The organism is Candidatus Rokuibacteriota bacterium (assembly GCA_016209385.1).
In the GTDB taxonomy this organism is placed as follows: domain Bacteria; phylum Methylomirabilota; class Methylomirabilia; order Rokubacteriales; family CSP1-6; genus JACQWB01.
Map to the genome: position 1 here is coordinate 1 of JACQWB010000034.1, position 13401 is coordinate 13401.

A 13401-nucleotide genomic window follows, 5' to 3' on the forward strand; every position below is an offset into this window, starting at 1 on the left:
CTGTAAACCAGGTGATGGGCGACGGGATCATGGCGCTCTTCGGTGCCCCTCTCGCCCACGAGGACCACGCGGTGCGGGCCTGCTACGCGGCCCTCGACATGCAAGTGGCCCTCCGCCGCTATGCCGAAGACGTCCGGCGCACCCACGGGATCGAGGTACACATCCGGGTCGGCCTCAACTCGGGCGAGGTTGTCGTGCGCGCCATCGGCAGCGACCTCCACATGGACTACACGGCGGTGGGGCAGACGACGCACCTGGCAGCGCGGATGGAACAGCTCGCCCCGCCGGGCAGCATCCGGTTGACAGCCGACACCCTCCGGCTGGCCGAGGGCTACGTCGAGGTCAAGCCCCTGGGGCCCGTGCCGGTGAAGGGACTTGAGGCGCCGGTGGAAGTCTACGAGCTGGTCGGGGCTGGTCCGCGGCGCTCGCGGCTCCAGGCCGCTGCGGCGCGCGGGCTCACCCGGTTTGTCGGCCGGGAGGCCGAGATCGAGCAGATCCGCCAGGCCCTCACGCGCGCCGCCGCCAGACAGGGCCAGGTGGTCGCCGTCGTGGGCGAGCCCGGCGTGGGCAAGTCGCGCCTGGTCTGGGAGGTGACCCGCTCCCATCGCGCCCACGGTTGGCTCATCCTGGAAGCGGGCTCGGTCTCCTACGGGAAAGCCACCCCGTATCTGCCCGTGATTGACCTCCTGAAGGCCTACTTTCAGCTCGAGGCGCGCGATGAGCAGCGGAAAATCCGCGAGAAAGTCACGGGCAAGCTTCTCGCCCTGGATCGGGTCCTGGAGCCCACCCTGCCGGCCGTTCTCAGCCTCCTCGATGTCCCGGTCGAGGACCCCCAGTGGGAGACGCTCAATCCTCCCGGGCGGCGGCAGCGGATGCTGGAGGCGGTGAAGCGCGTCCTCTTCCGGGAGAGCCAGGTCCAGCCCTTGCTGCTCGTCTTCGAGGACCTCCACTGGATCGACTCCGAGACCCAGGCCCTGCTCGACAGCCTGGTCGAGAGCCTGCCGACGGCCCGGATCCTCTTGCTGGTCAACTACCGCCCCGAGTACGAGCACCGCTGGGGATCGAAGACCTACTACGCCCAGCTCCGGCTCGACCCGCTCCCGGCCGAGAGCGCCGAGGAGCTCCTCCGGGCCCTCCTGGGGACCGACCCCGGGCTTGAGCCCCTCAAGCAGATCCTGATCGCCAGGACCGAGGGCAACCCCTTTTTCCTGGAGGAGAGTGTCCGCACCCTGGCGGAGACGCAGGTGCTGGTCGGCGCGCGGGGCGCTTATCATCTGGCCCAGGCCCTTCCGAGCATCCAGGTGCCCGCCACCGTGCAGGCGGTGCTGGCCGCCCGGATCGACCGGCTCCCGCCCGAGGCGAAGGCAGTTCTTCAGACCGCAGCAGTCATAGGCCATACCGTACGCTATCGTCTCCTCGCGACCATTGCCGAGCTTCCTGAGGAGCAGCTCCGGCGCAGCTGTACTCAGCTCCAGGCTGCCGAGTTCATCTATGAGGCGAGCCTCTTTCCTGATCTGGAATACACCTTCAAGCACGCGCTGACGCGGGAAGTGGCCTATTCAAGTCTCCTATCAGCCCGCCGTCAGGCCCTCCATGCAGCGGCTGGGCAGGCACTGGAGTCGTTCTACCCCGAGGAGAAGCCGTACGGAATCTTGGCTTACCATTACCAGGCTGCGGGCGAGCTTGCGAAGGCCCTGACCTATCACGGCCAAGCCGCCGACGCCGCACGGCAGCTTTATGCCGGGCAGGAGGCGCTCGAGCAGTACACCGGCGCGTTGGACGTGGCCACGCTTCTCAAGCTCCCGCTGGCGGATCGCGCGGTCTATGTTTTCCACCTGAAGCGCGGAGAGGTCTATGCTCAGTCCGGCGACATCTCCCGCGCTCGGGCCGATTTCGAGGCGGCGTGGCGAGGGGCGCAGCTCGCTGGAGATCAGGCCATCGAGATGCAGGCCCTCAATGAGCTCGGCTTCCTCCTCGCCGGGGCGGCCGATTACCGCGCGGCCATCCCCTACCTCGAAGCGGCGCTTCGGATCGCCAACGCCCTTGACGACCGAGCCGGGCAGGTCAGCGTTCTGAGTCGGCTCTCCATCGTGTACACGAATCGATTGGAGCTCGACCGCGCACTGGACTACGCGCAGCTGGGACTCCGACTGGCCCGCGAGCTGGGGAGCACGCGGCCCCTGGCCATCGCCATGGACAGCTGGCTCATCGTCGCCGTCATGATCGGTGACTTCAAAGCCAACGACGAGATCAGCCGGCAGCTGATAGAGATCCACCGAAGTCACGGGGATCTCTGGTACCTCCAGTTCGCGCTCATCCAATCGTGTTACGTCCCCATGGGCGCGGGAGGATGGCACGAGGCGCTTGCCCGTGTCGAGGAAGCTCTTGCCGTCAACCGTCGTATCGGTGACCGGGGAAACGAACCGATGCACCTGGCCTTCCAGTGCTGGATTCACCGAAGTCGGGGAGAGTACGCCCGCGCCCTCGCCGCCGGGCGGCAGGCTGTGAACCTGGCTCAGGAGCTCGGTCACGCGGAATGGGTTGCGTGGGGTGAGACCTTCGTGGGCTGGACGCTCTACGAGGTGTACGCCCTGGACGAGGCGGTTCAGCACCTCCAGCGCGGCTACGAGGCGGCTGAACGGGCAGGGGCGCTGATCCACGCGGTTAACGGTGTGGGCCACCTTGCGTGGGCCCGGTGGCTTCGGGGTGATGCGGAGGAGGCGCTGGCGTCCGTCGAGCGGGCGGAGGCCCTCATGCGGCAGATTACCACCCCACCAGGCACCGCTTTCGTGCTGGGGGCGCCCGCATATGCGGCGGTCGCGCGGGTTCACTTGGCCCGCGGGGAAGCCGGGCGGGCTGACCGGCTCCTTTCGCCGATACTCGCTGCCGCCCAGAGCTGCGGTTGGAAAGAGGCGATCGCGCAGACATCCCTCGTCATCGGCGAGTGCCGGGCAGCCTGCGCCGAGCCGGAGGCCGCTCAGACTGCGCTGCGCTTGGCGCTGGACGTCGCACTGAAGGTCGGCCTCCCCGGGGTGGCCTGGGAGGCCCACGCGGCGCTGGCGGCGCTCTGTCAGGCCGAGGGCCGTCTCACGGAAGCAGAAGATCACTTCGTCGCGGGCAAAGCGATTGTGCAACGACTGGCCGCCGGCCTTGACGACGAGACCGTCCGGAGAGGCTTCCTCAACGCAGCCCTGTCCACTTTGGAGGCGCGCTAGCTGGAGAACGATGGGCGCGAAGCGGAAAGGGCGCTCTTCTCGTCCCGCCTTCGGCCCCTGTCGGCGAAAGGAGGACCGGCATGAGGATCCGTACGGAGAGCATTCATCACGTGTCGTTGCGCGTGAACGACCTCAAGCGAGCATGCGACTTTTACGGCGACGTGCTCGGCTTCGACATCCAGGATTTGGGGAAGCTCCTCTACTTCACGGTGGGCTCCACGTTCGTGGTGCTGTGGCCGCCGAACCCCGGCACCCCGCCCAATGACCGGGTCATCGACACGCGGGTCGGCTTCGACCATGTGGCCTTCCACGTGGGCGACCGGGGTGAACTGGACAAGGCGGTCGAGATGCTGCGGAGCGCTCGTGTCCCCACCGCCGGGATCGAGCGCGATCCGACCCTGGACAAGGACTACGTGTGTTTCCGCGATCCTGACAATGTCCAGTGGGAGTTCTACCACGTGCCGGCCGAGGCCTCGTCCGCGCAGCGCCGGGCGCAGCTCCGGGCCGTGGCCGACCAATACTTCGAGGCGCTCAGCCGGAAGGACTTCGCGCTGATCCCGTACGACGAGAAGGTCACGCTGCGCGCGCCGCTCGCGCCCGGGGGGGTCAACCGGCCCCTGGTCGGCAGAGAGGCGCTGCAGACCGTCTGGTGGCCGCCGCTCGTTCCCGCAGTGGGAAAAGTGACCGTCCTCGATCACTACATCAACGATTCCCTGACGGCCATCTGCAGCGAAGCCCTGGTCGAGGTGGTCGCCGTCAAGCCGCCGGCGACGCTACGGGTTGCGGACCGCTTCACCGTGAACCGCGAGGGCAAGATCATCGAGCAGGAGAACCATTTCGATCCTCGCGACGTCACGAATCCCGGTTGGCAGACCGCGTAGGCCTACCCCTTCGCGCCGATGAGCGCCCCGCACCGCGAGACGGACCTGCGGTGCGGGCGGGAGCAGGCGGTGGCGGAAACAAAGGGTTTGCGGTCACGCACGAGGAGCTGGCCATGGCCCAGAACGTGATGCTGGCCCGCGCCGGCCGGATTGCGACGGTCACGCTGAACCGGCCGGATCGGCGGAACTCGCTCAGCGACGAGATGCTGCGGGATCTGGCCGCAACCTTCGCCGAGCTTCACGACGACGCGGAGAGCCGCGTCGTCATTCTGACCGGCGCACCGCCCGTCTTTTCGGCGGGTGCCGACGCCCCGTTCAAGGGGACCATGTCGCCTGAGGAGCGCCGCCGTGTGTTCCTCGGGAGGAAAAGCCAGTTCCGTCGGCTGTTCGAGCGCGTCACTTCGCTCCTGGAGAACCTGGAGCAGGTGACGGTCGCGATGATCAACGGGCACGCCGTGGGCGGAGGCTTCGGGCTCACGCTGGCGTGCGACTTCCGCTGGGCCGCGGCTGAGGCCGAGCTCTGGATCCCGGAGGTGGATCTGGGAGTGCCACTCGGGGTCGGCTCCACGGCGCGCTTCATTCGCCTCGTGGGGCCTGCGCGGGCCAAGGAGATCATCCTCGAGGGGCGTCGCTACTCGGCGGCGGAGGCTCAGGCCCTCGGGCTGGTCCACCGCGTCGTGCCCGGGGCGGTACTGGAGATGGCGGTGCGCGAGTACGCCGAGCTGCTGGCGGCCAAGCCGTTCCGGCCCCTGGCAGAGGCCAAAGCCCGGATCAACACCATCGCGCGGACCGCGATCCCGGAGGTGAGCGCGATGACCGAGGGCTTCCTGGAGCGCCAGTGATGTGGTCCTGATGAATCCTGGTCAGTGGGGGCGCTTCTGCCGGGTCCTTGCCGACGAGGCCCTGGCGACGGACCCGCGGTTCGAGACCAACGCCGATCGCCTCGCCAACCACGCCGAACTGAAGGCGCGGATCGAGACGGCCCTCGCGCAGGGATCCACCGCGGAGTGGGTGGCGCGCTTCGAGGCGGCAGCGATCGCCGCGGGACCGATCTACGAGTTCGACCAGGTCTTCGAGGATCCCCAGGTCCGCCATCTCGGCCTCGTCACCGAGCTGGAGCAGCCCGGGCACGGCCGGGTGCGAATGTTGGGTCTCCCGTTCAGGGCGTCCGCGACGCCCGGGACCCCTCGCCGGCCTGCGCCGCGGCTGGGCGAGCATACCCGGGAGGTGCTCGAGGAGCTCGGGTGGTCGCCCGCCGAGATCGAGCGGCTCGCCGCGGCGGGCGCCATCATGCTGGGGGACCGGAGGTGAGGCGGGGAAGCCGCGACGGCATCCTCAGACGAGGGCGGCGATAGCCTTGCCTAGCTCCGCGGTCGTGGCCTTGCCCCCCAGGTCGCGGGTGAGCAGTTTGCCCTCCGCCAGCAGGCTCTCGATCGCCGCGACGATGGCGCGGGCCGCGTCGGGGTGTCCCAGATGCTCCAGGAGCATGGCGCCGGACCAGATCTGGCCGATCGGGTTGGCGAGACCGCGCCCGGCGATGTCGGGCGCGGAGCCGTGCACCGGCTCGAACATCGACGGGTAGTCCTTTTCCGGGTTGATATTGGCGCCCGGCGCCAGGCCGATCGAGCCGGCGACCGCGGCACCGAGGTCGGACAGGATGTCGCCGAAAAGGTTCGACGCCACGACCACGTCGAGCCAGTCCGGGTGCTGGACGACGTGCGCGCTCAGGATATCGATGTGGTACTGGTCGGTCCGCACCTCCGGATAGTTCTTCGCCATCGCGGCGAACCGCTCGTCCCAGTACGGCATGCTGTGGATGATGCCGTTCGACTTGGTCGCCGAGGTCACGTGCCGCTCGGGTCGCCGCATCGCCAGCTCGAAGGCGTAGCGCATGACCCGGTCGCAGCCGTGGCGCGTGAACACCGCCTGCTGCACGACCAGCTCCTCGGGCGTCGCGCGGTAGAGGCGGCCGCCGATCTCGGAGTACTCGCCCTCGTTGTTCTCGCGCACGATCACGAGGTCGATCTCCTCCGGCACGCGCCCGGCGAGCGGCGATCTCACGCCCCTGAGGAGCCGCACGGGACGCAGGTTCACGTACTGACGGAACGTGCGCCGGATCGGGATCAGGAGCCCCCAGAGCGAGACGTGGTCGGGCACGCCGGGGAAGCCCACGGCGCCGAGGAAGATCGCGTCGAAGGCCTTGAGCCGGTCGAGCCCGTCCTCGGGCATCATACGACCGGTCTTCGCGTACCCCTCGCAGCTCCAGTCGAAGGTGGTCCAGGCGAGGTCGAACCCGAAGCGCCGGGCGGCAGCCTCGAGGACGCGGATGCCCTCGGGCACGACCTCCTTCCCGATCCCGTCGCCCGGGATGATCGCGATGTGGTGTGTCATGACGTGCCTCCTTGAACACCGGGTTCCGCCTGCGGCATAAGGCGTGAGTCCCTCGGCTGCCAGCCCGTAGTATCGCACCGTTTCTCTCCGCGTCCCGCCCAAAGTTGGTCGTGACCTGTCTCGGGTTTTGGACATTGACAGCGAGGAGCAAGAGCTCAGAGGGCTAGGACGGGAACCGGGCAGGCGGGGTCGCCCAGGCTACCGAGGACTACGAGGGCCGGGCAGGTTGTGCCTCTCCGGCGGCAGCGCTCGACGTGGATCGCCGACCTGAGAGGCGCTCGAACGGAACAAGAGACCCGTCCGCGGCTTGCCCGCGAACGGGTCGGATTGGTTGCGTCCGCTCGTTCAGTGGCCCCTGCGTGGGAGGAAGATCCGCCTCACCGCCCGCTCCTCCGCATCGAGATCATCGGGAGGAGTATCGAGGAGTTTCTGCCCGAGGCTGATGAGGATCTCAAGGACCTCCTGAACATCGGCGAATTCGGCCCGACAGCTCGGGCACGAATCGATGTGCCGGTTCTGCGCAACGAGCAGGTTAATATCCAAGGGCTCTCCCACATCGACTAGGTCCCTGACTTCCTCGCACGTCATGACGGGTTCACCTCTCGCGGAGTCGCGGTATCTCACCGAGCATGCGCCGGTGTCCCACAATCCCAGGACACCGCGAGAGAGCGCGAGTAAATACCCACTTTTCTGAGGGAGTTCCCTCCATCACGCGCGGTTCGTGGCCAGGCACTCCAGGAGAATCGGGGAGAGGCGGTTCAGGGAAATTACTGAACGGCCATCCCAACGTGTATCGGACTTTGGACATTGACAGCGGAGGCCTGCGCGGCGACTCTCGATCCGCCGCTTGACGCCGATCCTAAAATCGAAACGGCGAGGTGCGTCATGCGGGCAGATGGATTCACGCTGGTCGAGCTCCTGGTAGCTCTGGCGGTGGTCGGGCTCGTGATGGTGGCGACGCTGACCGTCCTCGAGCGAGGCCAGCAGGGCTATCTCCTCGCTGTCGCGCGGCTCGACGCCCAGCAGCGCACGCGCGTTGCCCTAGAGCGCGTGGCCCGGGAGATCCGGACCGCGGGGTTCGATCCCACCGGCGCCGGCTTCGCCGCGGTCGTGGACCCGACCCCCACGAGCCTCACGATCCGGAAGGACCTGAACGGCAACGGCGTGATCGATGCCGCGGGTGAGGCGGTCACGTATCTGCTTCGCGGCACGACGCTCAGGCGGAACGCCGGCGGAGGTGCCCAGCCGGTCATCGAAGGGGTCGAGGGGCTGGTGTTCAGCTACCTGGACGCCGAGGGCGCGGCCACCACCCTCCCCGAGGCGATCCGCACGGTGGTCATCGCGCTGACGGTCCACGTCGGACCCTCGCCGGGCGTCGCGACGATGGGGACCCAGGTCAGGCTCAGAAACCGCTGATGCCTCTCCCGGCGGGGCTCCAGGGCTGGCGGCAGGCGGAGACCGGGCTGACTCTGGTCGAGATCGGGATCGCCCTGGCGATCCTGGCTGTCGGGCTGACGGCGTTCCTCTCGACATTCCCGGTGGCGTTCGACGGGATCCAGGCTGCCCGCCAGTCGAGCACGGCGGTCTTCCTGGCGGTGCAGCGGCTGGAGGAGGTCAAGGCCTTCGCGGTCAGCTCCGACCCCGCCCGCGGGCTGGCCAACGTCACGGCGGCCAGCTTTCCCACCGAGCCCTACGACTCGATCACCGGCTACGCCCGCTACCGCCGGGAGGTCACGATCCTCGATACCGGCGCCGACCCCGCCGACGCGAGATCGGTCAAGGTGACCGTTTTCTACCGCGCATCACCGGCCGGGATCGCCGTGGGCGAGACCGCGGTCTCGCTCGCCACGCTGATCGCCTCGCGCTAGGCGCGTGTCGGAGTAACAGGGTTGAATGCTCTCGCGCTCCTGACAGCTCGCCCACCATTGCCGGGTCCACTCCGAGCGCGGGCTTCGCCCGCGCAGTTCCTTGGGGGGAGGTCCGGAAGGGGGGCGTAGCCCCCCTCCGGGTTCCCTAGACCCGTGGGACTCGGGCTGTCTCCGCTGAGCCATACCGGGGGGATCGCCCTCCCCTTGGCCCTGATCGTCCTGCTCCTCCTCTCCACCCTGTCACTGGCGCTCCTCTCGATGAGCGCCGTTGAGCCGATGATCTCCAGGAATCTGGCCGACGGCGAGCAGGCTCGCTTCACCGCAGAGGCCGGCGTCGAATGGGCGTTCGACACCCTCCGATCCACGCTGGACTGGAACACCTTCCTGGCGGGTGGCGATCCGTCCCGGGGCGCCGTTCTCAGCGCCGACTCGCCGATCCCCGGCGACACCGCGGGCCGGGGGACCTTCACGGTCACGGTGAGGAACGACAGCATGCCCGGTGACGCGCTCCTCACGGGAATGGCCGTTGACGCCGGCGGCCCGACCCGTGACACCAATGGCCAGCTGATCGTGACGTCGGTGGGGAGCGTGAGGGCCGCCCGGCGAGCGGTCCAGGCGGTGGTGAGACGGATCGCGCTTCCTCCGGTTCCCGCCGCGCTGGCGTTCCCGGGAGAAGAGGCCCCGGTGACCGTCACGGGGGGCTTCGAGATCGACGGCAACGACCGGACGCCCGACGGCCTGGGGGGCGCCTGCGCCCCGGTCTTCGGGATCTCCGTCTCGTCCACGCTTCCCCTCAGCCGGCCCGGGGCCAACGAAGAAGCCGTCGAGCGCGCGCTCGGAGACCGCGCGTCGAGCAGCGTCAGGGGAAAGGCGCAGGACCCGTCCACGCCCGGCACCGGCGCCAACGCCATCGCGCCCGATGGGGCGCTCACCCCCGCGCACCTCCGCTCCTTCGTCAGAGCGGCCGGTCAGGCCGGTGTCAACCTTGCGCTCGGCGAGCCGGGCGGGTTCTCCGTGAGCGACGTCGGCGCCGCGTGCGCGTCGAGCTGGTCGAGCGCGGCGTGCTGGGGAACCGGGGCCCGGCCGAAGGTGGTCTACGCGAAGGGGAGCGCCGATGCCGGGGCGGCGGTGTCGAGGCTCGAGATCTCGGGAAATATGGAGGCTCACGGGATCCTGATCGTGGAGGATGCCGAGGTCAGGATCACGGGGAACTTCCGCTGGCACGGGCTCATCGTCCTGACGGGTGGCCGTGTGGCGCTCGAGTTCGCCGGCGGGGGAGACCAGACTGTCTACGGCGCGGTGCTCTTCGACGCCACGCCCGCCGGCACCGGTTCCGGGGCGCGCTTCCTCACCGGAGCCGCGAAGGTCCGCTACAGCTGCGAGGGGCTCGACGAGGCCAGGCGCGCGCGAAAACTCATGACGCTTCGGAGCTGGCGCGAGGTCGCCCAGTGAGCAACTCGGAGGGGGCCTCGGCGGCCCCCTCCGATACCTCCCCCCCTGGATTGCGCGGGCAAAGCCCGCGCTCGAGCCGTGGCGATGGGGGTTAGGCGGCCGGTGCGCGAACGGCGGGCTGTTCGAGCCGAGGCACGTCGGCCATGCCGTGAGGCAGGCCCGTGACGAGGCGAGGCCCGAGTAAGTCGTTCGAGCCGAGGCACGTCGGCCATGCCGTGAGGCAGGCCCGTGACGAGGCGAGGACAGCCACGAGGCGAGGCCCGAATGGCTGTTCGAGCCGAGGGGCTTCGGACGAGCCGCAGGCGTGGCAGTTCGAGCTGTGGCGCTTTGGCGCTGGCAGCTTCATCGCCTGCGCCAGCGGCGAGGGGAGACCCGAGTAAGTGACCGCCGCGAGGCGAGACCCGAGCTGGTACAATAGCGTCGAGCCATGCGCCGGGTGTATGTCCCTTCTGCGCTCGCGGTTCTCCTGCTGGGTCTTGCCGTCGCCTGCCAGACCGTCCCCATCACGGGCCGCTCCCAGCTCATGCTCCTTCCCGAGCCCGAGGAGGTCCGGATGGGGCTGCAGGCCTATCAGGAGATCCTGAAGAAGTCGAAGATCTCCCACGACCCGCAGCTCAACGATCTGGTCACGCGGGTCGGCACGCGCATCGCGCAGGCGACCGGCCGCATGGACTACCGGTGGGAGTTCAGGGTCATCGAGGAGGCGAAGCAGGTGAATGCGTTCGCCCTTCCCGGCGGCAAGGTCGCGGTCTACACCGGGATCCTGCCCGTCACCAAGGATGACGCGGGGCTCGCCACCGTGCTGGGTCACGAGGTGGCCCACGCCGTCGCGCGCCACGGCGGAGAGCGCGTGAGCCAGGGGCTCCTGGTACAGGTGGGGCTGGCCACGGCCCAGGCCGCCATGGCGAAGGGGGACCCGCGGACGGTTCAGCTCGCGACCGGGCTCCTCGGCGCCGGCGCTGCTGTCGGGGTGGTCCTTCCGTTCAGCCGCGCCCAGGAATCGGAGGCCGACCATCTGGGGCTGATCTACATGGCGAAGGCCGGCTACAACCCGCGCGAGGCGATCCCGTTCTGGCAACGGATGGAGCAGGCGGCCAGGGGGCGTCCGACCCCCCCCGAGTTTCTCTCCACGCACCCGTCCCACGGCACCCGGATCAGACAGATCGAGCAGTGGATCCCCGAGGCGCTGCAGCACTATGCGCCCCGGTGAGGCGCTGAAGCAATGGGCGTTCGAGCCGAGGCACGTCGGCCATGCCGCAGGCAGGCCCGTGACGAGGCGAGGCCCGAGATGGAGGCATCGCCATGGCAGCCCGCGTGAAGATCACGTACGCGTCGCTCGCCGCGCCCGGCGAGGAGGTGCACCGCGAGTACGAGGCTGCCCTCGAGGGCGTCAGGGCGCGGCTCGGCCAGACCCACCCGCTCCTGATCGGCGGGAAGCGGCGCGAGGCTTCCCGGACGTTCGCCGACGTGAACCCGTCGGACACCCGCGAGACGCTTGGCCACTTCGCCCTGGCCACCGCCCGGGACGTTCACGACGCCGTGGCGGCAGCCCAGGCCGCGTACCCGGAGTGGGGCCGCCGACCGTGGCAGGAGCGCGTCAGCCTGATCCAGAAGGCGGCCGATGTCATCCGCGACCACACGGCCGAGCTGGCGGCGCTCATGAGCCTCGAGGCGGGGAAGAGCCGGTTCGAGGCGCTGGGAGACGCCAGCGAAGCGGCTGATCTCCTGACCTACTACGCCCGCCAGGTGGAGGTTCACCGGGGCTTCGAGCTGCCTCTCGAGCGACTCTCCCCGAATGAGCAGACCAAGAGCGTGCTTCGCCCCTACGGCGTCTGGGCGGTGATCTCACCGTTCAACTTCCCCGTGGCGCTGGCCGCGGGGATGGCGGGCGGTGCCCTCGTCGCGGGGAACACCGTCGTCCTGAAGCCAGCCAGCGACACCCCGTATGCGGCGCTGCGACTGGTCGAGCTGCTGGAGGCCGCGGGGCTTCCCCCCGGCGTCGTGAACCTGGTGACGGGGAGCGGCGAAGGAGCGGGCCTCGCGCTCGTGGATCACCCGGACGTCGCGGGCCTGGTCTTCACCGGCTCGAGGGAGGTGGGCGAGCGGATCGCCCGGCGCTTCATCGCCCGGCGCCTCCGGCCCTTCGTCGCCGAGATGGGGGGCAAGAACCCGGCGATCGTCACGGCGAAGGCCGATCTCGCGAAGGCTGTGGAGGGGATCACCCGCTCGGCCTTCGGTCTGTCTGGCCAGAAGTGCAGCGCCTGCTCGCGCGTGTACGTGGACCGGCAGGTGGCCAGGCCCTTCGTCGAGCAGCTCGTCGAGAAGGTCAAGACGCTCAGGGTGGGTGACCCGACCCGGCGCGAGGTCTTCACGGGTCCCGTCATCAACGCCCGCTCGGTGGCAACGTTCGAGGCGGCGGCCGCCGAGGCCAGGCGCGATGGGCGAATCCTCGTCGGCGGCCAGCGGATCACGGACGGAGAGTGCGCCTCCGGGTGCTTCGTCGCGCCGACGGTCGCTGATCGCCTCCCGCCCGAGCACCGGCTCTTTCAGGACGAGCTGTTCGTCCCCTTCCTCGTCGTGGCCGAGGTGGGGAGCCTCAGGGAGGCCCTGGCCTGGGCGAACCGATCGGACTACGGCCTCTGCGCGGGGATCTTCAGTGAGGATTCGGACGAGCTGAGGGCGTTCTTCGATTCGATCGAGGGCGGGGTCACCTACGCCAACCGCCGCGGGGGCGCCACGACCGGTGCCTGGCCGGGCGTCAACTCCTTCGGGGGCTGGAAAGCATCGGGTTCGAGTGGAAAGGGAGCCCTGGGGCCCTACTACGTCCAGCAGTTCCTCCGCGAGCAGTCGCAAACCTGGGTCAAGTGAGCTAGGACAATCGGAGGGGGCCTCGACGGCCCCCTCCGAGGCCTCCCCCAGGAATCCGTTGCGCGGGCGAAGCCCGCGCTCGAAGGGCATTACTTCGACAGGCACCGAGGAAGCCTGTACAGGTCGCCTCAACCCACGGTAGTCCCCACAGTGTCTTCCCCTAGGGGTCGCCCCGCTCCGGTGCGCTGAATAGCCTGAAAAAATCAATACTTTTTCCTTGACACCCCCTTTGGGCCTTGTGTAGGATGACGGTTCAAGGTGGGATGAAGTGGGATGAAGTGGTACTAGACTTGTCTCTTTGGTCATGTTTCGGGGACGGTACTTCCACACGATCGACCCGAAAGGGCGAGTCAGCATCCCGGCCAAGTTCCGGGAGGCGCTGGGCAGCGAATACAGCGGGCGTTTGGTCGTCGTTCCCAATGACCACTGCCTCGAGGTGCACCCGCTCGAGGAGTGGCAGCGGATCGAGGCAAAGGTGCGCGAGTTGTCGATCTTCAATCCCGAGGTGAAGAAGATCAGCCGCCTTTACATCTCAAAGGCGAAGGACGTGGACCTCGACGCGCAGGGGCGAATCCTGATCCCGCCCGACTCGCGGGCTGAGGCAGGCCTCGTCAAGGAGGCCGCCCTCGTCGGCGGTGGCCTGATGCATTTCGAGATCTGGGACCGGCGGCGCTTCGAGGAGTTCGACCGGGTCCATCAGGACGAGCTGCCGACGGTCTTCGAGAA

12 protein-coding genes are annotated in these 13401 nt (G+C 68.7%); 11 read left to right on the forward strand and 1 reads right to left on the reverse strand.

Features of this window, described 5'->3' with window-relative positions; translation table 11 throughout:
• The 4 genes from HY726_02280 to HY726_02295 form a co-directional block, all read left to right on the forward strand.
• On the forward strand, nt 1-3215 hold a 3215-nt coding region (locus tag HY726_02280; protein ID MBI4607819.1), incomplete at its 5' end, for an AAA family ATPase.
• An 80-nt stretch (nt 3216-3295) separates the two neighbouring features.
• Nucleotides 3296-4096: a VOC family protein gene (locus tag HY726_02285; GenBank protein ID MBI4607820.1), complete on the forward strand. Its 801-nt coding sequence runs from the start codon at nt 3296-3298 to the stop codon at nt 4094-4096.
• A gap of 113 nt (nt 4097-4209) precedes the next feature.
• Nucleotides 4210-4938 (forward strand): enoyl-CoA hydratase/isomerase family protein, encoded by a 729-nt coding sequence (locus HY726_02290; GenBank protein ID MBI4607821.1) that lies wholly within the window; start codon nt 4210-4212, stop codon nt 4936-4938.
• A 10-nt stretch (nt 4939-4948) separates the two neighbouring features.
• Nucleotides 4949-5407: a CoA transferase gene (locus HY726_02295; protein ID MBI4607822.1), complete on the forward strand. Its 459-nt coding sequence runs from the start codon at nt 4949-4951 to the stop codon at nt 5405-5407.
• Between the two features lie 24 nt (nt 5408-5431).
• On the opposite strand, the gene HY726_02300 is transcribed toward HY726_02295, so the two are convergent.
• Entirely contained in the window at nt 5432-6487 is a 1056-nt protein-coding gene (locus HY726_02300) for a tartrate dehydrogenase (GenBank protein MBI4607823.1), read from the reverse strand.
• A gap of 348 nt (nt 6488-6835) precedes the next feature.
• On the opposite strand from HY726_02300, the gene HY726_02305 reads away from it, so the two are divergent.
• The 7 genes from HY726_02305 to mraZ all read left to right on the forward strand — a co-directional run.
• Nucleotides 6836-7051, forward strand: coding sequence for a hypothetical protein (locus tag HY726_02305; protein MBI4607824.1), 216 nt, complete (start codon nt 6836-6838; stop codon nt 7049-7051).
• 321 nt (nt 7052-7372) lie between these two features.
• A complete protein-coding gene (locus HY726_02310; GenBank protein MBI4607825.1) occupies nt 7373-7903 on the forward strand; it encodes a prepilin-type N-terminal cleavage/methylation domain-containing protein in 531 nt (176 codons plus the stop codon).
• On the forward strand, nt 7903-8355 hold the full coding sequence (locus HY726_02315; GenBank protein MBI4607826.1) for a type II secretion system protein: 453 nt from the start codon (nt 7903-7905) through the stop codon (nt 8353-8355). Before HY726_02310 ends, HY726_02315 begins: the two co-directional genes overlap by 1 nt.
• Nucleotides 8356-8559: 204 nt before the next feature.
• Nucleotides 8560-9807: a hypothetical protein gene (locus HY726_02320; GenBank protein MBI4607827.1), complete on the forward strand. Its 1248-nt coding sequence runs from the start codon at nt 8560-8562 to the stop codon at nt 9805-9807.
• Between the two features lie 427 nt (nt 9808-10234).
• Entirely contained in the window at nt 10235-11017 is a 783-nt protein-coding gene (locus HY726_02325; GenBank protein MBI4607828.1) for a M48 family metallopeptidase, read from the forward strand.
• Between the two features lie 92 nt (nt 11018-11109).
• Entirely contained in the window at nt 11110-12675 is a 1566-nt protein-coding gene (locus HY726_02330) for an aldehyde dehydrogenase family protein (protein ID MBI4607829.1), read from the forward strand.
• A 304-nt stretch (nt 12676-12979) separates the two neighbouring features.
• Nucleotides 12980-13401: division/cell wall cluster transcriptional repressor MraZ (gene mraZ, locus HY726_02335; GenBank protein ID MBI4607830.1), on the forward strand; the 422-nt coding region annotated here is incomplete at its 3' end.